The 22,721-nt window shown below is 43.5% G+C and carries 25 protein-coding genes; 9 read left to right on the plus strand and 16 right to left on the minus strand.

Features of this window, described 5'->3' with window-relative positions; all coding sequences use genetic code 11:
- Positions 1-23: 23 nt before the first annotated feature.
- Positions 24-197 (minus strand): hypothetical protein, encoded by a 174-nt coding sequence (locus Q0688_RS19145; protein ID WP_299080961.1) that lies wholly within the window; start codon positions 195-197, stop codon positions 24-26.
- A gap of 138 nt (positions 198-335) precedes the next feature.
- Between Q0688_RS19145 and Q0688_RS19150 the strand changes: the two genes are divergently transcribed.
- Together Q0688_RS19150 and Q0688_RS19155 are read left to right on the plus strand one after the other, a co-directional pair.
- A complete protein-coding gene (locus tag Q0688_RS19150; protein ID WP_299080962.1) occupies positions 336-1,751 on the plus strand; it encodes an MATE family efflux transporter in 1,416 nt (471 codons plus the stop codon).
- Positions 1,752-1,820: 69 nt separating this feature from the next.
- Positions 1,821-4,001: a trypsin-like serine protease gene (locus Q0688_RS19155; RefSeq protein ID WP_299080967.1), complete on the plus strand. Its 2,181-nt coding sequence runs from the start codon at positions 1,821-1,823 to the stop codon at positions 3,999-4,001.
- Here the strand turns inward: Q0688_RS19155 and Q0688_RS19160 are convergent.
- From Q0688_RS19160 to Q0688_RS19220, 13 genes are all read right to left on the minus strand, one after another.
- Positions 3,983-4,168: a hypothetical protein gene (locus Q0688_RS19160; RefSeq protein ID WP_299080971.1), complete on the minus strand. Its 186-nt coding sequence runs from the start codon at positions 4,166-4,168 to the stop codon at positions 3,983-3,985. The two genes, Q0688_RS19155 and Q0688_RS19160, sit on opposite strands and share 19 nt — an antisense overlap.
- A 99-nt stretch (positions 4,169-4,267) precedes the next feature.
- Entirely contained in the window at positions 4,268-5,083 is an 816-nt protein-coding gene (gene mazG, locus Q0688_RS19165; RefSeq protein WP_299080977.1) for a nucleoside triphosphate pyrophosphohydrolase, read from the minus strand.
- A gap of 1 nt (position 5,084) precedes the next feature.
- Positions 5,085-7,241, minus strand: a complete 2,157-nt coding sequence (gene relA, locus Q0688_RS19170; protein WP_299080980.1) for a GTP diphosphokinase — start codon at positions 7,239-7,241, stop codon at positions 5,085-5,087.
- 12 nt (positions 7,242-7,253) lie between these two features.
- Positions 7,254-7,634: a holo-ACP synthase gene (gene acpS, locus Q0688_RS19175; protein ID WP_299080986.1), complete on the minus strand. Its 381-nt coding sequence runs from the start codon at positions 7,632-7,634 to the stop codon at positions 7,254-7,256.
- Positions 7,635-7,639: 5 nt separating this feature from the next.
- Positions 7,640-8,371: a pyridoxine 5'-phosphate synthase gene (gene pdxJ, locus Q0688_RS19180; protein WP_299080989.1), complete on the minus strand. Its 732-nt coding sequence runs from the start codon at positions 8,369-8,371 to the stop codon at positions 7,640-7,642.
- Positions 8,368-9,105 (minus strand): DNA repair protein RecO, encoded by a 738-nt coding sequence (recO, locus tag Q0688_RS19185; protein ID WP_299080993.1) that lies wholly within the window; start codon positions 9,103-9,105, stop codon positions 8,368-8,370. The genes pdxJ and recO overlap by 4 nt, the downstream gene beginning before the upstream one ends.
- A 29-nt stretch (positions 9,106-9,134) precedes the next feature.
- Positions 9,135-9,416, minus strand: a complete 282-nt coding sequence (locus tag Q0688_RS19190; RefSeq protein ID WP_299080996.1) for a hypothetical protein — start codon at positions 9,414-9,416, stop codon at positions 9,135-9,137.
- 162 nt (positions 9,417-9,578) lie between these two features.
- Positions 9,579-11,297, minus strand: coding sequence for a single-stranded-DNA-specific exonuclease RecJ (recJ, locus tag Q0688_RS19195; protein ID WP_299080999.1), 1,719 nt, complete (start codon positions 11,295-11,297; stop codon positions 9,579-9,581).
- A gap of 80 nt (positions 11,298-11,377) precedes the next feature.
- Positions 11,378-12,109 carry a bifunctional protein-disulfide isomerase/oxidoreductase DsbC gene (gene dsbC, locus Q0688_RS19200; protein ID WP_299081002.1) on the minus strand — a complete coding sequence of 244 codons (732 nt, stop codon included), beginning with the start codon at positions 12,107-12,109 and terminating at the stop codon, positions 11,378-11,380.
- Between the two features lie 113 nt (positions 12,110-12,222).
- On the minus strand, positions 12,223-13,137 hold the full coding sequence (gene xerD / locus Q0688_RS19205; protein WP_299081005.1) for a site-specific tyrosine recombinase XerD: 915 nt from the start codon (positions 13,135-13,137) through the stop codon (positions 12,223-12,225).
- A 33-nt stretch (positions 13,138-13,170) separates the two neighbouring features.
- On the minus strand, positions 13,171-13,482 hold the full coding sequence (locus Q0688_RS19210) for a DUF2007 domain-containing protein (RefSeq protein WP_299081012.1): 312 nt from the start codon (positions 13,480-13,482) through the stop codon (positions 13,171-13,173).
- Positions 13,483-13,490: 8 nt separating this feature from the next.
- Entirely contained in the window at positions 13,491-14,603 is a 1,113-nt protein-coding gene (locus Q0688_RS19215; protein WP_299081018.1) for a PilT/PilU family type 4a pilus ATPase, read from the minus strand.
- A gap of 9 nt (positions 14,604-14,612) precedes the next feature.
- Positions 14,613-15,656 carry a type IV pilus twitching motility protein PilT gene (locus Q0688_RS19220; protein ID WP_299081022.1) on the minus strand — a complete coding sequence of 348 codons (1,044 nt, stop codon included), beginning with the start codon at positions 15,654-15,656 and terminating at the stop codon, positions 14,613-14,615.
- A 29-nt stretch (positions 15,657-15,685) separates the two neighbouring features.
- Between Q0688_RS19220 and Q0688_RS19225 the strand changes: the two genes are divergently transcribed.
- From Q0688_RS19225 to Q0688_RS19255, 7 genes are all read left to right on the plus strand, one after another.
- Positions 15,686-16,369, plus strand: coding sequence for a YggS family pyridoxal phosphate-dependent enzyme (locus Q0688_RS19225; RefSeq protein ID WP_299081024.1), 684 nt, complete (start codon positions 15,686-15,688; stop codon positions 16,367-16,369).
- A gap of 20 nt (positions 16,370-16,389) precedes the next feature.
- A complete protein-coding gene (gene proC, locus Q0688_RS19230) occupies positions 16,390-17,211 on the plus strand; it encodes a pyrroline-5-carboxylate reductase (RefSeq protein ID WP_299081026.1) in 822 nt (273 codons plus the stop codon).
- 39 nt (positions 17,212-17,250) lie between these two features.
- On the plus strand, positions 17,251-17,793 hold the full coding sequence (locus Q0688_RS19235; protein ID WP_299081028.1) for a YggT family protein: 543 nt from the start codon (positions 17,251-17,253) through the stop codon (positions 17,791-17,793).
- Between the two features lie 22 nt (positions 17,794-17,815).
- Positions 17,816-18,232: a DUF4426 domain-containing protein gene (locus Q0688_RS19240; protein ID WP_299081221.1), complete on the plus strand. Its 417-nt coding sequence runs from the start codon at positions 17,816-17,818 to the stop codon at positions 18,230-18,232.
- 30 nt (positions 18,233-18,262) lie between these two features.
- Positions 18,263-18,691: a hypothetical protein gene (locus Q0688_RS19245; RefSeq protein ID WP_299081030.1), complete on the plus strand. Its 429-nt coding sequence runs from the start codon at positions 18,263-18,265 to the stop codon at positions 18,689-18,691.
- Positions 18,692-18,762: 71 nt separating this feature from the next.
- Complete coding sequence (locus Q0688_RS19250) at positions 18,763-19,821, plus strand: transporter (RefSeq protein WP_299081032.1); 1,059 nt, start codon at positions 18,763-18,765, stop codon at positions 19,819-19,821.
- Between the two features lie 169 nt (positions 19,822-19,990).
- Positions 19,991-21,115, plus strand: a complete 1,125-nt coding sequence (locus tag Q0688_RS19255; protein WP_299081224.1) for a phosphoserine transaminase — start codon at positions 19,991-19,993, stop codon at positions 21,113-21,115.
- A 36-nt stretch (positions 21,116-21,151) separates the two neighbouring features.
- Here the strand turns inward: Q0688_RS19255 and Q0688_RS19260 are convergent, their stop codons facing one another.
- Both Q0688_RS19260 and Q0688_RS19265 read right to left on the minus strand, forming a co-directional pair.
- A complete protein-coding gene (locus Q0688_RS19260) occupies positions 21,152-21,370 on the minus strand; it encodes a hypothetical protein (RefSeq protein ID WP_299081033.1) in 219 nt (72 codons plus the stop codon).
- A 97-nt stretch (positions 21,371-21,467) separates the two neighbouring features.
- Complete coding sequence (locus Q0688_RS19265; RefSeq protein ID WP_299081036.1) at positions 21,468-22,715, minus strand: acyl-CoA dehydrogenase family protein; 1,248 nt, start codon at positions 22,713-22,715, stop codon at positions 21,468-21,470.
- Positions 22,716-22,721 lie beyond the last annotated feature (6 nt).

Below are 22,721 nucleotides of genomic sequence, written 5' to 3' on the forward strand. Positions count from 1 at the left end.
CTTTAGCTAGATACCAGTAGTTGTTATGCCTTATACGGATCTATTGAACTTTTAGATCTGTTGATTAATTTTTGACAAAACGAATCAATAGATGCATTCTTACCACCTAATTTACAACCGAGCAAGCCAATGAACAATTCAGTTGCCAGTGTTTCAATAGCGGTTATATTTTCGGTTGTGAAATCAGAGATTTCCATCCGAGCATAATCCTAAAGGGCTTTCAGCCCAAACAAAGGCTTTTACGCCAATCAAAAAATTTAGTTTAGACCTAACATTATTACGTTTTTTTCATAGTGAAAAATTGTAATAGCTTTTTAGGTTGTGGAAAATTTATTATGCCAAATCAAACATTTACACCTGCAAATCAATCATTATTTGCTTTATTCAAACAAGCTTTAAGTGGCGACAATCAAGAAGATTTAACCAAAGGTTCAATAGGACGAGCAGCGTTTTTGCTATCTGTTCCAATGGTGCTGGAAATGATGATGGAGTCGGTTTTCGCGATTACCGACATCTTTTTTGTCGCGGCCCTAGGATCATCTGCCATAGCCGTGGTTGGCTTAACAGAAGGAATAATTACACTCTTATACGCCGTGGCCATTGGTCTTGGAATGGCGGTCACGGCGACTGTCGCTCGCAGAGTTGGCGAAGACAATATTGACGGCGCTAATCACGTTGCCGCGCAAACCATTTGGCTGGGATTAGGTGTTGCTTTAGCTGTGGGTATTCCCGGGAGTATTTACGCAATCGATTTGTTACAGCTAATGGGCGCAACCAAAGACGTGGCGCTTCAAGGAGAAGGTTATGCCTCAGTGATGTTTGGTGGCTGTATCAGTATTCTTTTCTTGTTCCTGTTCAATGCAATTTTTCGAGGCGCGGGAGACGCCAAAATCGCCATGAAATCTCTATGGTTAGCCAGTGGTATTAATATTGTTCTTGATCCTATGTTGATCTTTGGAATTGGTCCCTTTCCAGAAATGGGATTAACTGGTGCGGCTGTTGCTACCACTATTGGTCGTAGTATTGGGGTGCTGTATCAGCTTTACCATTTATTTTCGATTAAAGGCAAAATTCAAGTGTGCCTCGATAAATTGAAGTTGGACTTTGCCGTTATTGGCGGCTTACTTAAAGTATCGGTGGGTGGGGTTTTGCAATTTTTAATTGCGACCGCCAGCTGGGTATTCTTAGTCAGAATAGTCTCTCACTTTGGCAGCGATGCCGTTGCTGGCTATACGGTAGCAGTAAGAGTCATGATGTTTGCTATTTTACCCGCTTGGGGACTAAGTAACGCCGCGGCAACTCTAGTAGGTCAAAACTTAGGAGCCAACCAAGCCCTGCGCGCCGAGCAATCGGTATGGGCGATTACTAAATACAATCTCATTTTTATGTTGTTCGTTGCGGTAGTTTTTTACTTATTTTCAAGCAATATTATTAAGCTCTTTAGCGAAGACAATCAGGTTATTTTTTATGGGGCACAATGTTTAGAGCTTATAGCATATGGGTATGGCTTCTTCGCAATAGGTATGACCTTAGTACAAGCCTTTAACGGTGCGGGTGATACTATGACGCCAACGGCGATTAACTTTGTTTGTTACTGGTTATTGCAAATACCCATCGCATACTGGCTTGCGGTGACGTTGCAAATGGGACCCTCTGGTGTCTTTTTAGCTATTTCCATTGCATCGTTTTTTATTGCCATAGGCTCAGTTATTTTATTTCGCGTTGGCCGCTGGAAAACAATTCAAGTTTAATGCTCAAAATGAACAACGCAGTTTGACTGCGTTTTAAAACAATTTAGTGAGCAAATTCGTGGGGAATATATGAGTACAAGATTGATAAAAGCGGGGAGCACAACCGCCCTAATGTTACTATACGGCTGGGCTGTAGCGGCGATTAGTCCGCTAAACGCATCGACCCAAGGCAAAGATCAAGCCGCTGAAACGCGCATAGTAGGCGGCGAGAAAGCCACAAAACAAAACTGGCCGTGGATGACGGCCTATGTGGCTACTTATACTGAGCTAGTGACAACCTTAAGTGTCAACAATGCTAATTTTGAAACTAGAGCCTTCACAGAAGGAACAGGCGGACAAGCCAATGGCATCATCACAAGTTGTGGTATAGGCGATTCAGTTTGCACTGATGTAACGGGTAATATTTGCTTAATAGAGCGTGGCGAGGTTAATTTTTCCGAGAAAGCCGATAATTGTGAAGCCGGCGGTGGCATAGGAGCCATCATCTATAACAATGAAGAGCAAGGCAATATCTCAGGCACTTTAGGTGAAGACTACTCAGGCTCTATCCCCGTTGTGGCCGTAACCCAAGAAGATGGATTAGCTCTGTTGCAGCAAGTTGGCAGTATGGCTGCGTTGTCGGTCAGTGTTACCGCGCAATTACAACAAGACTCCTCATGCGGCGCTTCGTTTTTAGGTGATAGGTGGGTACTTACCGCAGCCCATTGTGTGGATGGCCCTAATGCCCGTCAGTTAAAAATGAATGTGGGAGAATACGACTTATCTGATGGTGCAGCAAACGCCATCGATATTGCCAATATTTATATTCACCCTGGTTACGACGACAAAAAATATGATAACGATATTGCCTTAGTTGAACTTGTTGCTTCAGTGGACATTGCCGGCGTGCAAATAGCCGAGCCTATAGTAACCAACCTATATGCAACTGAGAATAGTGTCGCCACGGTAGCTGGCTGGGGTGGACGACTCGGTTATGCGCCAAGTGAAGGCCCAACCAAGGATTTTCCCGATATTCTTCATAAGGTAGATCTAAGGTTATCCACTAACGCCCAATGCCGCGCTGAAATAGCTGAAAGTTTTGGCGCATCCCCTAGCAGCGTTAATGTCACCGATAAAATGATATGTGCAGCCGTAACTACAGGCGGTAAAGGGTCATGCCAAGGTGACAGTGGTGGTCCATTAGTTATCAATACCGGTGTAGGTGTACAGCAAGTTGGATTAGTCAGTTGGGGCTATGGCTGCGCCGAAGCTGGATTTCCTGGGGTATACACCAGAGTTTCGGTCTTTAAAGGGTGGATGTCAGCTATCACCCAAGGTATTGCCATCACCCAAAGTCACGACTTTGGTGTTGGTCTTGAAGGTGAAGAGCAAACAACTGAACTTAGAGTTAGCAACAACAGTGACATCGATGTTGAACTGAGCTTTCAGCTTACCGGAGCAAGTGATTTCACCTTGGACGCCAGTAGTTGCAGCGCTTTAGCTGCGGGTAGTAGTTGCCAGCTGAGTGTGAGTTATCTGCCAGCTATAGCTAACCAAGTATCGGCAGAATTAACCATTACCACCGACAACGCGCAAGTAGCCACAAGTAGCGCCTTAGTGTCAGGCACTACAATTAACAAAGCTGGTGAACTATTGGCCATAGCGGGTAGCACCTCTGACGCTGTGACACTATTTACCGGTGGCACAAATGACAGAGCTGGGTGGGTAGCAAATTCAGTTGAAGGCCTAGACAGTGGTACCACAAGTAACTTACAAGACAGTATTTTAGTGGCGCAAATTGCTGGAGAAGGAGTGCTAACATTTGATTGGTCAGTTTCTTCTGAAGCAAACACTGAGTTAGAAGAAACCGATCCCGACTTTGAACCTTATGATGCCCTATATCTTTACGTAAATGGCAGCTTGATAACCTACATATCTGGTGAGGTCGATTTCACTGAATATAGTGTTAGTTTAGCGCCAGGTACCAATATAATTAATTGGACTTATAACAAAGATCCCGAAGCAGCAGAAGGGCAAGATAAAGGCTTTATTCGTCATCTAAAATTCACGCCCGTGGATAACTCACCGCCTGATGATAAAGATCCACCATCAGGCCCTCCGACGGTTACAGCGCCAAATTCCTCTGGTGGAGGTAGTTTGGGCTACATAATTCTAGCGTTATTAGGACTGACTTTGAGGCGTAATAATCTAAGGTTAGCAAGGCGGATATTTGATCCGCCATCTGCCATGTTTCAACGCAAAGGCAGGTGAGCGGTATAACTGTTCAGCGGCGTTATTTCATTCAATCCATCGTTGGAGTCGACTGTCACTGGGGTCACCTTAGCAGTACATTGCTTGTCAATAGCAGCGGATAAGGCTATCCCTCCAAGCAACAAGAAAAACCACAGGATCCCACCTGCAACTAAGGCTTTTTTCATTAGATATTCCTAAGCTGAGTTTTTAAAGATATTGTTTAAGTCGCAGCTCAGGCATAAAAAGTTTATATTTTCGAAAAATAAATGGGTATTTAGCTCGGGTCAATTATTGTTTTTAATCTGTTGCCAGGCAGCTTCCATTTGCTGTAAGTCGGCAGTTTCCATACTCAGCCCTTGGTTTTTTATGACTTGTTCAACTTGTCTAAAACGTTTTTCGAATTTGCGGTTGGCTTTTATCAGGGCGGTTTCGGCATTAACAGAGGTATGCCTAGCTAAATTAACCACGGCAAACAATAAATCTCCTACTTCTTCTTCAATGGCCTCTTGATCGGGTTTTGGCGTATTTACTTCTGCCAATACTTCGGCAATTTCTTCGTGAACTTTATCTACCACTGGTGGTAATTCAGTCCAGTCAAAACCGACTTGGGCGCATTTTTTCTGGATTTTTTGTGCGGCTAATAAAGGCGTCATGCCCTTGGGGATATTAGCCAATAGGCTGGTATCTTGCCCTTGATTTTTATTGGCTCGCTCTTGGGCTTTTATTTGCTCCCACTGTTGGTTTAACCCTTGTTCTGATTTTTGCTCTCCATAGGCAAAAACATGGGGATGACGCCTGATTAATTTATCGCTGATAGCCGTCACAACATCATCAAAATCAAAGTCACCTTGCTCTTTTCCTAGCTGAGCGTAAAACACCACCTGAAACAACAAATCACCCAGCTCATCTTTAACATCTTGCGTATCGCCACTTAAAATCGCCTCGGCAAGTTCATAAGCCTCTTCAATAGTGTGGGGCACTATGCTTGCGAAACTTTGTTTTTGATCCCAAGGACACCCGATAACAGGATCTCGCAATTGCTGCATGATCTTTAATAATCGCGACACTTGGCCAGAGTTTGATTGTTTAGATAGACTCATGCTATTTATCTACCTTTATAACATCAGTTACACCCTTAATTAGCTGTAGGCGGCTCATGGCTTTTGATAAAAGGCGTAAGTCTTTTACCTCTAATTTGAGTTCTATTTTAGCTCGATTTAATTTTGTATCCGTGCTGCTGTTTACCCCGAGTAAACTCACCTGTTCATTGGCAATAACTGTGGTGACATCTCGCAATACTCCGGATCTATCATCACACAACACATCTACTTTGGTTTGAAACGCGGCTTGTAAATTACTGGCCCAATTGACTTCAATTTGCCGCTCTGGATGCTGTTCTAACAAGCTATGGAGTTGCTCGCAGTCTTCACGATGCACGCTAACACCACGGCCTTGGGTGATATAACCTAAAATTGCTTCACCGGGAAGGGGTTGGCAACAGCCCGCAATTTGATTTAATAAATTGCCCACCCCTTCAACTATTATGCTGTCTTTTTTTAACTTAGCTGCTTGAGGCTTTTTAGCTCTAATCTTTAATTCGGGTTCAGGCTGATATTTTTGCTGTAAAAAGTTCACAACTTGCATAATACGCACATCGCCGCCACCTATAGCAGCGTATAGGTCCTCGAGATTTTGCATATTAAAACGGGAAGTTGCCTCACCAGCCAGTTTCGGTTCAATATTAAGTTTGCCCAGTTCTCTATCGAGTAACTCTTTACCGGCATGCTGGTTTTTGTCTTTATCTTGCTTTTTAAAGTAGGTTTGGATCTTTGCTCGTGCGCGTGACGAATACACATAGCCCAGCCCGTGATGCATCCAATCTCGGCTGGGGTTGGCCTGTTTGGTGGTAAGGATCTCAACCTGATCGCCGGTTTGTAGCACATAAGTAAAAGGCACAATTCTACCGGCTATTTTAGCACCAACGCATCTGTGCCCCACATTACTGTGAATGTAATAAGCAAAATCAAGAGGCGTGGAACCAAGTGGCAAGTCCACCACATCGCCTTTTGGTGTAAACACATACACCCGGTCATCAAATACTTGGCTTCGTAGCTCTTCAACCAAATCGCCACTGTCGGCGACTTCTTCTTGCCACTGCAATATTTTACGCAGCCAATTTATGCGTTCTTCATAGCCTGAACGACTGGAAGTGGCCCCTTCTTTATAGCGCCAATGTGCGGCTACGCCTAACTCTGCATCTTCGTGCATTTGCGCGGTGCGAATTTGAATTTCGATGTTTTTGCCCTGTTTTCCTATAGTCACAGTATGAATGGATTGGTAACCATTAGGTTTAGGAGTGGCAATATAGTCATCGAATTCTTGAGGAATATGTTTCCAATTGGCGTGTACTATACCTAATGCTGCGTAACAATCTTGCATGCGTTCGGCAATAATTCGTACTGCTCGAATATCATAAAGTTGTTCAAAACCTAGATGCTTTTTCTGCATCTTTTTCCAGATACTGTAAATGTGCTTAGGTCTGCCATACACCTTAGCTTTGATGTTTTGCGCATCTAGTACACTTTGCAGTTGCGCTACAAAGTCCTCAATATATTGCTGGCGGTCGCTGCGACGTTCATCAAGTAAGCTGGCTATTTGTTTATAGGTATTGGGGTGCAAATAGCGAAAAGAATGATCTTCTAATTCCCACTTTAACTGGCCAATACCCAATCGGTTTGCCAAGGGTGCGTAGATATTGGCACATTCTCGCGCGACTAATACCCGTGTTTCTTCGTCGGCATGTTTAACTTTTTGTAAGGCACAAATTCGCTCAGCCAGTTTCAGCACCACAGCCCGCACATCTTCTACCATAGCCAACAACATACGCCGCACGTTGTCGATTTGCGCTTCATCATGCTTGTTTTGACTGTTTACTCTAGCATGTAAAGATTTGATCGCATCCATACGCCGAACGCCTACTATGAGCTTTAAGATACCTTCGCCAAATTGTTCGGAAATTTGCTCTTCGCTTAGTTGATGGGCCTCGCAGTAAGGATAAATGAGCGCGGCTTGTAGGGTTTCGTCATCCATATGTAACTCATGAAGAATTTCTACCATTTCTTGGCCAATCAACAGAATTTCAGGCGTATCAGACACGTCTCTGAGTTTTTGCTTACTTGTTTCTGGCAAATTCAAAGCGGCCAACCACTCATCAAACGGCGGACGTTGCTCTTCATGTACTTTACGAATTGAAACCATTTACATTTGCCCTTACTGAGACTCTAAAACCACAGTCGCCATAGCGTAATGTTGTTCATCTGAAATCGAAACAAAACTATGATTAATATCACGGGCTTTGCACAATTCAGCAAATTTACTGGAAAATATTAATGTCGGTTGGCCCGAAGACAAATTCACCACCTCTACATCTTGAAAACTTATGCCATTGCCAATGCCTGTGCCTAAAGCTTTTACTGCGGCTTCCTTAGCGGCAAAGCGCTTAGCCAAAAATCGTTCTGGGAATTTGCTGGCGCTAAAGGTCAACATTTCTGATGGGGTAAGCACTCGCTGAGCCAAGCGCTGTGACTTTTCTAATTGATTGGCAATTCTTGCGATTTCCACAATGTCTGTGCCTAATCCTATGATAGCCATATGGCTTACGCTCTAGCTTCTAACATTAATTGGCGCATATCTTTTACAGCCTGATGTAAGCCATCAAAGGCGGCGCGGGCGATAATGGCATGGCCAATATTAAGCTCATACAATTCAGGGATTGCGGCGATAGGTTTAACATTGTGATAATGCAAACCATGACCGGCATTCACTTTCAAGCCTTTGCTATGAGCGTATTGAATGCCCTCAACCAAGATAGCTAATTCCCGCTCTTGTTCTGCTGCATTGTTAGCATCTGCATATTGCCCCGTATGAATTTCTATATAAGGTGCTTTTGCCTCTATAGCGGCATCAATTTGTGTTTTATCGGCATCAATAAACAGCGACACTAAAATGCCTGCAGCGCCTAAGCGCGCACAAGCAGCGGTGATGCGGCCTTGGTTGCCTGCCACATCTAAGCCACCTTCGGTGGTGAGCTCTTCGCGCTTTTCTGGCACCAAACAGCAAAACTCCGGACGTGTTTGCTCGGCAATCAGTAACATTTCTTCTGTGACTGCCATCTCAAGGTTCATGCGGGTTTGTATGGTTTGTTTGAGAATACTGACGTCGCGGTCGTTTATGTGCCTGCGATCTTCACGCAGATGTACAGTAATACCATCAGCGCCGGCGCGCTCTGCCACTTCGGCAGCGTGTACAGGATCGGGATAAGCTGTGCCTCTGGCATTACGCAAGGTCGCAATGTGATCAATATTCACACCGAGTAAAATTTGCTTCATTTCACATTCCTAATAGGGTCTGGTTTGCTTTTGGTCCACGTTTGTTGAAACAATTCGCGACTCTTTAATGGTTTATGGCCCAGCAATGGCGAAAATGCCATTCTGGTGATACGTTTGGCACATTGTAGACTGTCTTGTGTCCATACCTGTTGACTCATCTGCAACAAGGATTCACCACTAAATCGATTGCTGCCTGGCCCCTTGTTGTTGATACGTTTAAGACCATTTTCTAGCACTAAACAATATTCAATTCCGGCCTCAACCCTTTGACCATTTTCAAAGTCTTGAGTGAGATCGATTCCGTACCCTAATTCTTGCAATAACAATAATTCAAATTGACGCAAACAAGGTTCGATTTCCCCATTGTCGCTCAACCACTCAAGACTGTGTTGGTAAGAAAAAAATAATTCAGGGTGAGGAACTTCTTTAGGTAAAAGGCGATTCAGCAATTCGTTTAAATACATGGCCGAAAATAGCTGGTTGCCAACAAGCTGCAACATGGAGCCATTGAATTCCAATTGATGAAGATTGCGCAACTCATGTTTACCTGAAATCGAGAGCAACAAGGGCTGAAATGACTGAAGTAAACTTTTTTTATCGCCTTTTGTGCCCCGCACACCGCGAACAACAGCGCTTAATTTACCCCATTCAAGGGTAAAGAAATCGGTTAAATAACTAGTTTCTCGATATGAGCGCCTATGTAACAAAAATCCTGTTAGTTGCTCAGGTACCACCAGCAAAACCCTTAATAAAAAGCCTAAAACTAACTCACTTTAATACGCACAACTTTCATGGCTTCAAATTCCATACCGGCTATTTCTTCAACCATGGGATAATAAGTGAGATTCACTCTGGCACCAGTCAGGTTCTTATATGCTTTTCGTCGTCGGAATTTAAAAGGTACCTCTGTACCCTCAACCATTAGGGTATTTAAAAACCAATCATCTTCATTACGTTGCACATGAGACACTACAACCATTTCTTCCGAATGGGTCAGATTTTCGTGTTTATCAAGTAACTTCTCTACGTCAGATTTTTTTGCCATGGCCACTAATTAGTTCGCTAAAAAAAGTAGTTTAGCACTTTTCGTAATTTCTCTAAAGACTGTTAGCACTTATACCTTTTAATATTGAAAATTCATTGCGCAAACAGCATGATGCGCGTTAATCCCAGATATCATTAGACTCGAATACAAAGTGTTGCAAAGCTATATTGCCACTAGCCCTTCAACCATTAATTGCAGACTGATTTTTCCTCTAAATTCGTTAATATCTAACTTATAGGCAAGGTTGACATGACTGCATTGTGGATTGGGCCACAGCGATAAATCTACGTTAAAGGCTATGGCATCGATTAATGCGCCAGTTTCATGTTTGACTAACATTTTTAGGTGTTTACTGCCTACTAAGCGCTGGTCTACCAATTGAAACTCACCATCAAATAAAGGCTCGGGAAACCCCTGTCCCCAAGGGCCAGCGTCTTTCAAACATTGGGCAAACGCCAAAGTAAGTTGGTCTGACTGCAACTCACCATCTGAAACTAACTCACCCGATAAAGGTTTATCTTTAAGGTTTTCTTCGGCGATTTGATGAAATACTTGTTCAAATGCCGATAAGTTCTTTGCGGGTAAACTGAGCCCAGCTGCCATAGCGTGCCCACCAAATTTATCAATAATATCTGGATAACGATTGTTTATTTCTTCGAGCAAATCACGAATATGTAGTCCAGGAATAGAACGAGCCGAGCCTTTTAGGGTTTTGTCATCTTGGTGAGCAAAAGCGATAGTGGGGCGATAATATTTATCTTTAATGCGCCCTGCTAAAATGCCGATTACACCTTGATGATAATCACTTTGATACAAAACTAAGCCGTAAGGCAAAGTGCAGGCATCAAGGTTTAATTTATCTAAAGCTTGCACCGCTTCCTGTTGCATCGAGCCTTCGATTTCACGTCTTTCTCGATTGAGGCTATCGAGTTGCACCGCTATTTGCCGGGCTCTTGCGGGATCATCTGTTAATAAACATTCAATACCCAGCGACATATCATCCAAACGCCCCGCCGCATTTAGGCGAGGTCCGACTACAAAACCTAAATCAGAGGCCACTAAACGGCTTTTTTCTCTACCCGCCACGTCAATTATTGCCTGAATGCCCGGACGACATTTGTCACTGCGAATACGTTGTAATCCTTGATGAACCAATATGCGGTTATTATCGTCTAAAGGCACCACATCGGCGACAGTGCCTAGTGCCACCACATCAAGCAAATCGGCAAGATTAGGGACGGGTATACCTTGCTGCTCAAACCAAGTATTAGTTTTTAGCTCTGCTCTTAAGGCCAGCATCAAATAGAAAGCTACTCCTACACCCGCCAAATTTTTAGATAGAAACCCGCAACCTGGTTGGTTTGGATTAACTATAGCATCGGCCACCGGCAGTGATTCAGCGGCCAAGTGATGGTCGGTCACTATCACAGTCATACCTAAGGACTTGGCTTTTTCAACTCCAGCAAAACAAGCAATACCATTGTCTACAGTCATGATCACATCTGCATTTTGTTCAGCAGCGACCGCTACAATCTCTGGACTTAGGCCGTACCCAAAATCGAATCGATTTGGCACCAGATAATCATGATGAGTCGACCCCATCATGCGTAGACTCATCATAGAAAGTGCAGTACTCGTCGCACCATCCGCATCAAAATCACCCACTATGATGATTTTTTTGTTACTTGCGATTGCTTCGGCTAACAAACTTACCGCTTTATCTACACCTTGTAATTGATTGTAATGCAACAATGCTTTGGCACTGCGGTTAAGCTGTGCAGCTTTTGTTATGCCTCTATCGGCATATATTTGCTTTAACTTTGGATGTAAAGATTCGGGCAGGTGCTGACTGTCTTTTTGAGGTCTACGGCTGATTTGCACTGCAACATTCACTTATTAGAGAAGAAAAACAAAAAAGCCTGCATTCAAAATACAGGCTTAGGTATTTTACTTAACAGCAATTAAAGAATAGCTTTAAGAGCGGCTTCAAGTTGTTTAGGCGGTTGATAACCTGGGATCACCGAACCGTCTGGCATAATGATATTGGGAGTACCATTAACACCGATTTTTTTACCAAAAGCGTATTGCTCAGAGACTTTAGTTTCACAACTTTTACTTGGTACTGAACCACCTGCTTTGGCGTTATTCATGGCTTCTTGCGGGTTTTCGGCGCACCACACAGACACCATATCTGTGTAGGTTTGACTTCTAAGACCACCGCGAGGGAAAGCTAAGTAGCGCACCGTAATGCCTAAGTCATTGTATTGTTCCATTTCTTTATGCAATTTACGGCAATAGCCACAGGTGATATCTGTAAATATATTGACCACATACTTCTCTTTGTCTGCTTTATATTCAATTACCGCATCTTTAAATTGGTCTACGCCACCTAAGCGCATTTCACCTAAGGCATCTTCAGAGACATTGCGCATTCCCTGTTCAATATCGTAAATACGGGCTTGCAACAAATATTTGCCATCTGTGCTGGTATAAAAAAGCCCTTTCTCTGTCATCACTTGCAACAAGCCAGACACAGGTGCATCACCAACCGAATTGATTTTCATTTTTAATGCGGTTTGTAATTTGGCTTTCACTTGGTCGTAACTAGCATTTTCGTTTGCAGCAAGCAGGTTAAAACTAAGGGATAGTATTAATCCGCTTAACACAGTGCTGATTTTTGTCCTATTTTTCATAAGTCTTCCAGATAATGAGATTAGTGATATGACCCTGATTAAGGGAAATAATTTCAAATATATTAGTCATTGCCATTCTAACGCAGCCTAAGAAGTAAACCAATGGCATTTTTTTACCCCCTTGGATGATGCTCGGCTACAAGTTTTTGCAAACGCTCAGTTGCCACATGGGTGTAAATTTGAGTAGAAGACAGATCGCTATGGCCTAATAACATTTGCACTACTCGTAAATCCGCGCCGTGATTCAGTAAATGGGTTGCAAAAGCATGGCGCAATGTATGAGGTGACAAATCATGTTGAATACAGGCGACTTTGCTGTAGTACTTGATTCGATGCCAAAATGTCTGGCGAGTCATAGCTACGCCACGGTTACTAGGAAAAACAATGTCGCTTTCGGTTTTCAATAAAATTGCTCGCCCTTGCTTGATAAAAGTAGCCACCCAATCAACCGCATCTTCACCTAAAGGCACTAGCCTTTCTTTATTGCCCTTGCCGATCACCCGCACAACACCTTGTTGCAGACTCAGTTGATTGAGTCGTAAGTTAACCAATTCGGTGACACGCAAGCCAGTTGCATACAACACTTCTAACATGGCTTTGTCACGCAGTTGTATAGGCTCTTCAATATTGGGCGCGTCCAATAGGTCGAACACCTGTGATTCGCTCAGCGTTTTAGGGAGTGACTGTGGAAGCTTGGGGTTTTGCAACATACTGACAGGGTCGTCGTCACGGAGTTTTTGCCTAAGCATAAATCGACACATACTGCGTAAACTACTTAAAAACCGCGAAGTACTGCGCTCAGATAACCCGCTGTCATACCGTGTGGCTAAATATTGATGTAATACATCTTGGGTGAAATCTAGCAACTGCACTGGCCTAACTGTTTCGCTGTAGCGCGCAAGATAAATCGCAAACTTGCTTAAGTCAGACCGATAGGCGCTTAGAGTATTTTCACTCAACCCTTTTTCTAACCACATCGCCTCAACAAAACTTTCGATTTGTGTCGCATCGACAGCGTTTATTGACATGGCATTCATCGTGGTTCTTGGATCTGGTTAAATCTACTTGTCATTGTCTTGGCCACATTGCCAACACAGCTCAAAGTTAGCTTCATTCGTTTCATTGCATGTCGTACAAATCCAAGGGAACACATTAAGAGGTTGGGCTTGAAAGTCAGCAATAAACTGTTGCGCTTTAGGCAACCACTCCGGATCGCTTATCCACACTTCAGGCATCACATCCATGGGCGATAATTCGCCTATTGCGCCAATGGCAAACTCATTTTTTACAAAACAAGGGATACCCAATTCTTCAAGTAACTGCTTAACTTGAAATATTCTAAAGCGATCGTGATGGCTGTAAACCCTTTCCAAAAAAGTCCTTAGTCCATATCAATTGAAACATTTGAAAGGGAACCAAGTTGATTGCCTTCATCTGAGTCGAGTTTTATCATCAAACGTAAATCATTGGGTGAATCGGCATGATGAATGGCGTGATCTAAAGTAACCCTGCCCGATTTGTACAGATCATACAAAGCCATATCAAAGCTTTGCATCCCCATTTCTTTACCTTTTTTCATGGCTTCTTTTAAGCTGCCAATTTCGTTGCGCTGAATAAGGTCGGTGACTAAGGGTGAGTTAAGTAAAATTTCGATAGCGGCAACTCGGCCATTGCCATCAGGAGTAGGCACTAATTGCTGAGCAATAATTGCGCGCATATTTAGACTTAGATCAAAGCGTAACTTTTCATGTTGGTCAGGCGGTGCTAAATGCATAATACGCTCAATGGCTTGGTTGGCGTTATTGGCGTGCAACGTAGCCACGCATAAGTGCCCCGTATCGGCAAAAGACATAGCGTATTCCATGGTTTCCATGGAGCGGATCTCACCAATCATAATCACATCTGGCGCTTGGCGTAATGAGCTTTTTAATGCATCGTCAAAGGACTGCGTATCTATGCCCACTTCTCGTTGGGTCACCACACAATTGGCATGTTCGTGTACAAACTCTATAGGATCCTCTATGGTCAGAATATGCCCATTAGAATGCTGATTTCTATGCCCCATTAAGGCAGCCAAAGAGGTGGATTTACCTGTACCTGTGGCACCCACAAATAACAACAAACCTCGTTTGGACATGATCACGTCTTTTAGTACTTCAGGTAAACCTAAGTCTGCCACCTGAGGAATTTGCGTCACAATGCGACGCACCACCATGCCAGCCATATCTCGTTGCCAAAAAGCACTGCAACGAAAGCGACCAATTTCATCTCGGGCGATAGCAAAGTTACATTCTTTAGTGCGCTCAAACTCGTCTTGTTGTTTCTCGGTCATGGCATCATGCACTAGGGCTAAGGCGTCATCTTCGGTTAGACTACTGTCTCCAATAGGTGTCATTTGGCCGTTTACTTTAACGCTGACGGGAAATCCAACAGTCACAAATAAATCTGATGCCCCTAAACCTTGCATCTCTTCTAAATAAGGTGTGAGTTCCATAATTCGTTCCTAGAAACCAGAAGTCGGTTTTTTATCTATAGATTTAGCCGCGGCGTCTTGAGGTGAAATAAGGCCTTGTGACACGAGTTTTTGCAAACACTGATCCATTGTCTGCATTCCGTGGGACTGACCGGTTTGAATAACCGAGTACATTTGCGGCACTTTATCTTCACGAATAAGGTTACGAATTGCCGGAATACCTAACATGATCTCGTGAGCCGCGACCCTACCTCCGCCTACCTTTTTCAATAGTGTTTGCGAAATAACGGCCCGCAACGACTCTGACAACATAGAGCGTATCATGGATTTTTCTGCTGCAGGAAACACATCAATAATCCTATCAATGGTTTTGGGTGCCGAGTTGGTATGCAAAGTACCAAATACCAAGTGCCCGGTTTCAGCGGCTGAGATGGCTAGGCGGATAGTTTCTAAATCCCGTAGCTCACCCACCAAAATGATATCGGGATCTTCCCGTAATGCTGAGCGCAGTGCATTGTTAAAGCTATGGGTATCTCTGTGTACTTCACGCTGGTTGAGTACACACATTTTGTTTTCGTGCACAAATTCTATCGGGTCTTCTATGGTTAAAATATGTTCACGCTTGGTAGAGTTAAGGTGATCGACCATAGCCGCCAAGGTGGTACTTTTACCCGAACCAGTGGCCCCAGTTACCAAGACTATACCCGTAGGTTGATTGATGATTTCTTTAAAGATTTGCGGGGCACCTAAGTCATCTAAACTTAATATTTCGCTAGGAATGGTTCTGAGTACGGCCGCCGCACCGCGATTTTGCACAAAGGCATTGACCCTAAAGCGCGATAAGTCTTTTACTTCAAAAGAAAAATCGGTTTCGAGATTTTCTTCATATTCTTTACGTTGCTTATCGTTCATGATTTCAAAAATCAAAGCATGCACTTCTTTGTGCTCTAGGGCAGGTATATTGAGCTTTCGCATTTCACCGTCAACACGGATGATAGGCGGTAAACCAGCAGTAAGGTGTAAATCAGAGGCTTTATTTTTAACACTAAAGGCTAAAAGTTCGGTAATATCCAAGCAATATTCTCCGTATATCATGTTGCAATATGGAAACCATAGCAGAACGACTCAAAAGCGTACAACTAACTGTCGAGCAATCTACCTTAGATGCCCATCGTCCATCAAATTCAACTAAATTGCTAGCGGTGAGTAAAACCAAACCCGTATCTGATATTGTGCAAGCGTATGAAGCGGGACAACGTTTGTTTGCCGAAAATTATGTACAGGAAGGTGTTGAAAAAATACAGAAGTTACAAACACTTGATGATATTGAATGGCATTTTATTGGACCATTACAGTCCAATAAAACCCGCCAAGTGGCGGAAAATTTTCATTGGATACATACCCTAGACCGGCTCAAAATCGCCCAAAGGCTCAATGCGCAAACTGCCACGGGTAAAATGCTCAATGTATGTATTCAAATTAACATCGACCAAGACGACAACAAGGCAGGGATAGCGGCAGACGAGCTCAACAGCTTCGCAAAAGTTATCACAGAATTTCCTAAACTAAGACTCAGGGGAATCATGACTATACCTAAGGCCAAGCAATCACCAACACAACAAGCAGCGAGTTTTGCTAAAATGGCCCAGTTATATACACACTTAAAAGCCCAATACTCCGCAGTGGACACTTTATCTATGGGAATGTCGGGGGATATGGTAAATGCGATTCAAAATGGCAGCACTATGGTAAGAGTGGGCGCCGCCATTTTTGGATCACGCAATTAATGTAAAATACTAGGACACCCATGGAACACAGAAAAATAGCCTTTATTGGCGCAGGTAATATGACCAAAAGCATTGTCAGTGGCCTGGTGAACAATGCCTATCCGGCGCAATGTATCACAGCCAGTAACCCCTCGGTTGCAAAACTTAACGCTTTGCAGGACGATTTCGGTATCAATGTAACTCAAAATAATAATCAAGCATTAAATGCTGCGGATGTCATAGTGCTAGCGGTCAAACCGCAACTAATGCACTCAATGTGTGCCAAACTTGCTGCAGAAAACAACCTCACTAACAAGTTGTTTGTGTCGATAGCGGCAGGCATTTCTAGTGCTACGCTGCAACAGATGCTGGGAGGTAACTATGCTGTGGTGCGTACTATGCCCAATACACCTAGTGCCATTGGTAAAGGTATGACAGGGCTATTTGCTGATACAAGTGTTACTACACTAGACAAACAATATGCCGCTGACTTAATGCGTCAAGTGGGCGAAATTGTATGGGTTGCTCAAGAATCGATGATAGACGGTGTGATAGCCGCTGCCGGCAGTAGCCCAGCGTATTTTTTCTTATTTTTAGAGGCTATGCAAAAAGAAGCACAGCGACAAGGCTTTGATAAAACAACAGCGCGAACTATGGTACAACAAGCTATGTTAGGCGCCGCAGAAGTGGTTTGTCACAACCCTCAGCTTGAATTAAGCGAGTTACGCACCCAAGTTACTTCAAAAGGTGGTACCACCGCCAAGGCAATAGAATCATTTCAGCAACAAGGGTTAGAACAAATAGTCGCCACCGCCATGCAGGCTGCGGTTAAACGCGCCTCAGAAATGGCGCAACAATTTTAGATAGTTTATTGTGGAAAGTTACAGAGGAAAGTCCAGTATATGAATTCAGTACAATTTTTAATTGATTTTGTTTTTAACATTTATTTAATGGTGGTGTTATTACGCCTATGGCTGCAATTTGCACGAGCCGATTTTTATAATCCCTTTAGCCAATTTATAGTCAAGGCTACACAACCGATAGTGGCCCCGATGCGAAGGGTTATTCCTTCCCTAGGTCGTTTAGATACCGCCACTTTGATACTTGCGCTGCTGGTGGCTGGATTGAAAATAGTGGTGCTTAGTTTAGTGTTAGGTCATAACAATATAGACATACTCTCAATTGCAATACTCTCTTGTGTGATTGTTATTAAAGAGGCACTCACCTTAGTGATGTACGTGCTTATCCTTCGTGCCATTATGAGCTGGGTGAGCCAAGGAAGAAATCCAATGGAAATGGTTTTAGGGCAGCTTACCGAACCTATGCTGGCGCCTATTCGCAGAAGAATGCCTGATATGGGCGGATTAGATTTATCGGTTATGGTGGTCATTGTTCTGTTATTATTTTTACAAAAACTACTAGGTGATTTATTTGGATATTTCTAAGTTGACTCCCAAAAACCGCTACTTGCTAGGCCTTTGTTTGAGCTTAGGTTTGTTGTTTTCCTTTCATGTCAATGCGGAACAAAAACAAGTACTTGGCAGTTGGGATATACACTATATTGCCTTAAACAGCACGTTTTTGACGCCTGAAGTGGCGAAACAATACGCGATAGTACGCAGTAAGTTTAATGGCCTTATTAATATTTCAGTGCTTGATAGAAAAGACAAATCGGCGCAGTCGGTTGTCTTAACTGGCGAGGCCAAAAACCTATTAGGCGTCGTAAAAAAGTTAACCTTCAAACAAGTCAAAGAAGGCAAGGCCATCTACTACTTAGCCGCACTGCCTTTTAGCGACCAAGAGCAGTATCGTATTGCAATCGAAGTAAGCGATGGCAACGAGCAAAAAACGCTAAAGTTTCAGCATAAATTTTATGCTGAATAATGCATAGCGCCTGCCTTTAGGATCGTTGAATTGAATAAGTTAAAAGCCATAACACAAAGGTACATTGCAATAAGTGTATTGATTGCCTTGTTGTTTAATAGTGTGGGTTCATTAGTTGCAGCATCTTCTATGGTAAGCCATGCCCAAAGCTTTGCTGATGATGACCGTGTATTAATTTGTACAGGCAGTACTTACAAGTGGATTTCACTGTCGAGCTTTGAACTTACCGGCAAAGTAGAGTTTGTAGACGCGCCAGAAAATGCGCCAACTTATTTACAAGAAATCAAATGCACTTATGCTTTCTTAGCAGACCCCACCTTTGATGACTTGTGGGTAATAACACAACCCCACTCCACCTTAGGGATTAATACCAGTTCCACAATTGGCTATTTTAACGCCATCTATGCCACTGCGCCCCACCGACTCGCCTTATCACGAGCACCACCTACTTTTTCGTAAATATTCATAATAAATACTGTTCAAACTCTGTTTTGAGCACACTTTAAATCACTATTATTTGCGAGAAAACTATGTTCAAACAATCTACCTTAATGGTCGGCCTAACTGCGGCAGGCCTATTCAGTCTTGCTGCAAATGCAGAGCATTCCCACACCACAACCCAAGCTATCACTCATGCACCCATAGGCGTGATGGGCGACCATCTCCATAAAAAGGACGAGTTTATGATGTCCTATCGCTTTATGACTATGCACATGTCTGGCAACCTGCAAGGCAGTCATAATATTTCCAATGATGACATTGTTACCTCAATAGCCAATCCAAATGCGCCACCTGCCACAGTGCGCGTTGTACCCCAAGATATGTCCAGCAGCATGCATATGCTGGGGTTTATGTACGCACCTAGTGACGATGTAACCTTAATGGCCATGCTTAACTATATCGACCGCGATATGAGTCTTACCACCTATCAAGGCATGATGGGTACGACTGTATTAGGCGACTTTGAAAGCGCCAGTTCTGGATTGGCTGATAGCAAATTGGCGGTATTGTATCGACTATTTGATTCACCCAATCATAAAGTACACGCCAACCTTGGTTGGGTGATACCTACCGGCTCAATAGAAGAAACAGGCGAAGTACTCACGCCTATGAATATGCCAATGACCCTGCGCTTACCTTACGGCATGCAAACCGGCACTGGCAGCCACCAAGGAGAGTTTGGTCTTACCTATAACGGCTATGCAGGCAATTATAGCTGGGGAGTGCAAGGATTATTGAGTACGTCTTTAGGAGAAAATGACGAAGCTTACGAGCCAGGAAATAAAACTCAACTCACTGGCTGGACCGCTTATGCGTTTTCTGATGCAGTGAGCGCATCTGTGCGCGTAAAATACAGCTCCTCACAGGAAATAAGCGGTGTAGACGCAAAAATTGTGGCTCCCGTTACCACCGCTAATCCTAACAATTACGGTGCAGATGTTTTGGACTTAGGGCTTGGTATCAATACTGTCATCGCCAATAAACACCGGATTGCATTGGAATATTCGCAACCCATCAACTACAAAGTCAATGGTGTTCAAATGGATATGGATAACATGTTAACCCTAGGCTACCAAATCGCTTTTTAGTCTAAAGATGTATCACTTACTGCCATCTAACTCTCTTGGCAGTAAGTCACTATCCATGGGTGTGCCACAATAGATATAATTCATGACACTTGAATATTGGTGATAGGTTTTAATCACTTGTATTCTGGGTTTTTACAATACTGCCCCCACTTTTAACGTGAGAAAAATGATGCACCCTAGTCTTAAACCTGCTAATCCACACTTTTCTTCGGGTCCTTGTGCCAAACGTCCCGGTTACGATGTCAATGATCTCGACTTATCAGTATTAGGGCGCTCTCACCGAGCGACTGTTGGCAAAGATGCCCTTAAAAAAACCTGTTTAGACAGCGCGAGAATTTTAGGTTTGCCCCAAGGTTACCGCGTGGCCGTTGTACCCGCATCTGATACAGGTGCCATGGAAATGGCCCTGTGGTCAATGTTAGGTCAAAGACCTGTTGATGTATTGTACTGGGAATCTTTTGGTCAAGGTTGGGCCACTGATATTACCCAGCAGTTACAATTAGAAAACACCCGAGTGTTCAGTGCTGATTATGGTCAATTGCCTGATTTAACAGCGGTAAACTGCGACAATGACGTGGTATTTACTTGGAATGGCACCACATCGGGCGCAAAAGTACCCAATGGCGATTGGATTGATGCTAACCGCCAAGGCCTAACATTTTGTGATGCCACCTCGGCTGTGTTTGCACAAAATATCGACTGGGAAAAACTTGATGTGATCACCTACAGCTGGCAAAAAGTGCTAGGCGGTGAAGGTGGCCACGGTATGTTAATTTTAAGCCCACGAGCTGTGGAGCGCTTAGAAAGTTATGTTCCCCCTCGCTCCTTACCAAAAATATTTCGTATGACACAAGCAGGCAAATTAATTGAAGGACTGTTTACAGGCGCCACTATTAACACCCCCTCTATGTTATGTGTGGTGGATTACCTAGATGCACTACATTGGGTGGAGTCTATTGGCGGAGTGCCAGCAACCATCGCTATAGCAAATAAAAACCTAGCCACAATTGAGGCATTTGTAGCACAACACGATTGGATTGCGTTTTTAGTACAAGACTCAAAAATTCGCTCAAATAGCAGTGTTTGCTTAACCCTTGATTTAACCCCAGAGCAAGTCAATACACTTGCCCAATTGCTCGAAGCACATCAGGTAGCTTATGACATAGGATCATACCGAGATGCACCAGCAGGATTAAGAATTTGGTGCGGCGCGACTGTTGAAAACCACAACCTCGAAGCGTTAATGCCTTGGATTGAATGGGCTTACCATAGTATTAAAAAGCAGATCCGCTAGCACCCATCGGGTTACTTAGCCTTATCTATGGGGGTATTACCTAGCTCGCAAAAAGTCTTTATCCAGTGCGCCTGCTAGGTTTCGCAATTCGTAATCGAGCATCTCAGAAGTACGAGTTGCGCCTTGGGTTTTCGACATTTCGGCAATGGCGCTGATGATTAATGCTTCAAGTAGGTCGCCATGGTTAATATTTTCCTGATCCGCGTTTTCTAATGCATTGGCTATACATTGCTTAGCAATACTATATTTGCTCATACTGCTCTCCTTACTCTATCCACAAAATTGGATAACACAAATACTAATGAGGTTAGACATAAGGCCAGCTTATACCGGCCTTATTGAAAACTAGCAATTAGTCTTTATTGCGTTCAAACTCACGCACTTCATTACGGCCCACTACCATGTGGTGCACTTCATCTGGGCCATCGGCGAAACGTAAAGTACGTTGCCCTGCGTACATTGCAGACAGTGGTGACCACTGAGAAATACCCGTAGCGCCATGAAGCTGCATGGATTGATCGATGATTTCGCATACCCGCTCTGGCACCATAGCTTTGATCATATGGATCCACATACGGGCTTCTTGATTGCCCAATACATCCATGGCTTTAGCCGCTTTAAGTACCATCATACGCATGGCTTCAATATCGATACGCATCTTCGAAATCACTTCGATATTTTTACCTAGCTGATACAGTTTTTTGCCAAAAGCTTCACGTGAAGTAGAACGCTCAAGTGCTAATTGCAACGCTTCTTCGGCCTGACCAATAGAACGCATACAGTGGTGAATTCGACCTGGACCTAAACGTACTTGTGAAATCTCAAAACCACGACCTTCACCTAGCAGCATATTGGTTTTAGGTACGCGTACGTTTTCAAGTTTAATATGCATATGACCATGAGGTGCATGGTCGTGACCAAATACGTGCATAGGGCCAACAATAGTCACCCCTGGGGTGTCTAGTGGCACCAGTATTTGTGACTGTTGTTTATGAGTAGGCGCATCGGGGCTGGTTTTAACCATACAAATCATAATCTTACAGCGAGGATCGCCCGCACCAGAAATATAATATTTCTCGCCATTGATCACCCAATCGTCGCCGTCTTCAACGGCTAAAGTGGTGATATTTTTGGCGTCAGAAGAGGCAACGTTAGGCTCTGTCATACCAAAGCAAGAACGTATTTCACCACGAAGCAGTGGCTCTAACCATTTGGCCTTTTGTTCAGGCGTACCCACTCGCTCCAACACTTCCATATTGCCAGTATCGGGCGCAGAGCAGTTTAAGGTTTCCGAAGCTAACGGGGCTTTACCCAATTCTACAGCGATGTAAGCGTAATCTAAGTTTGACAATCCTTCACCGGTATCAGCATCTGGCAAGAAAAAATTCCAAAGACCCGCTTCTTTGGCTTTGTTTTTAGCCCCTTCAAGTAATTCCATTTGGCGGTCAGAATAGCTCCAACGATCAGCTAGGCTCTCACCAATGGAATAAAACTCTTCTTGGATGGGAAGAACATTCTCTTCAATGTGTTTTTTTACCGCAAGAAAAAGCGGACGTACTTGTTCTGACATGCGTAAATCATTTAAGTCTTCAGTGGACATATTTGC

The sequence above is a fragment of the uncultured Paraglaciecola sp. genome (genome assembly GCF_937123705.1).
Taxonomy (GTDB): Bacteria; Pseudomonadota; Gammaproteobacteria; order Enterobacterales; family Alteromonadaceae; genus Paraglaciecola.

What these genes read in the sequence shown, in the direction of transcription:
- Q0688_RS19145 (WP_299080961.1), bottom strand. Translation starts at nt 197, where the DNA reads ATGGAAATCTCTGATTTCACAACCGAAAATATAACCGCTATTGAAACA.
- Q0688_RS19150 (WP_299080962.1), top strand. Translation starts at nt 336, where the DNA reads ATGCCAAATCAAACATTTACACCTGCAAATCAATCATTATTTGCTTTA.
- Q0688_RS19155 (WP_299080967.1), top strand. Translation starts at nt 1,821, where the DNA reads ATGAGTACAAGATTGATAAAAGCGGGGAGCACAACCGCCCTAATGTTA.
- Q0688_RS19160 (WP_299080971.1), bottom strand. Translation starts at nt 4,168, where the DNA reads ATGAAAAAAGCCTTAGTTGCAGGTGGGATCCTGTGGTTTTTCTTGTTG.
- mazG (WP_299080977.1), bottom strand. Translation starts at nt 5,083, where the DNA reads ATGAGTCTATCTAAACAATCAAACTCTGGCCAAGTGTCGCGATTATTA.
- relA (WP_299080980.1), bottom strand. Translation starts at nt 7,241, where the DNA reads ATGGTTTCAATTCGTAAAGTACATGAAGAGCAACGTCCGCCGTTTGAT.
- acpS (WP_299080986.1), bottom strand. Translation starts at nt 7,634, where the DNA reads ATGGCTATCATAGGATTAGGCACAGACATTGTGGAAATCGCAAGAATT.
- pdxJ (WP_299080989.1), bottom strand. Translation starts at nt 8,371, where the DNA reads ATGAAGCAAATTTTACTCGGTGTGAATATTGATCACATTGCGACCTTG.
- Q0688_RS19190 (WP_299080996.1), bottom strand. Translation starts at nt 9,416, where the DNA reads ATGGCAAAAAAATCTGACGTAGAGAAGTTACTTGATAAACACGAAAAT.
- dsbC (WP_299081002.1), bottom strand. Translation starts at nt 12,109, where the DNA reads ATGAAAAATAGGACAAAAATCAGCACTGTGTTAAGCGGATTAATACTA.
- xerD (WP_299081005.1), bottom strand. Translation starts at nt 13,137, where the DNA reads ATGTCAATAAACGCTGTCGATGCGACACAAATCGAAAGTTTTGTTGAG.
- Q0688_RS19215 (WP_299081018.1), bottom strand. Translation starts at nt 14,603, where the DNA reads ATGGAACTCACACCTTATTTAGAAGAGATGCAAGGTTTAGGGGCATCA.
- Q0688_RS19225 (WP_299081024.1), top strand. Translation starts at nt 15,686, where the DNA reads ATGGAAACCATAGCAGAACGACTCAAAAGCGTACAACTAACTGTCGAG.
- proC (WP_299081026.1), top strand. Translation starts at nt 16,390, where the DNA reads ATGGAACACAGAAAAATAGCCTTTATTGGCGCAGGTAATATGACCAAA.
- Q0688_RS19235 (WP_299081028.1), top strand. Translation starts at nt 17,251, where the DNA reads ATGAATTCAGTACAATTTTTAATTGATTTTGTTTTTAACATTTATTTA.
- Q0688_RS19250 (WP_299081032.1), top strand. Translation starts at nt 18,763, where the DNA reads ATGTTCAAACAATCTACCTTAATGGTCGGCCTAACTGCGGCAGGCCTA.
- Q0688_RS19255 (WP_299081224.1), top strand. Translation starts at nt 19,991, where the DNA reads ATGCACCCTAGTCTTAAACCTGCTAATCCACACTTTTCTTCGGGTCCT.
- Q0688_RS19260 (WP_299081033.1), bottom strand. Translation starts at nt 21,370, where the DNA reads ATGAGCAAATATAGTATTGCTAAGCAATGTATAGCCAATGCATTAGAA.
- Q0688_RS19265 (WP_299081036.1), bottom strand. Translation starts at nt 22,715, where the DNA reads ATGTCCACTGAAGACTTAAATGATTTACGCATGTCAGAACAAGTACGT.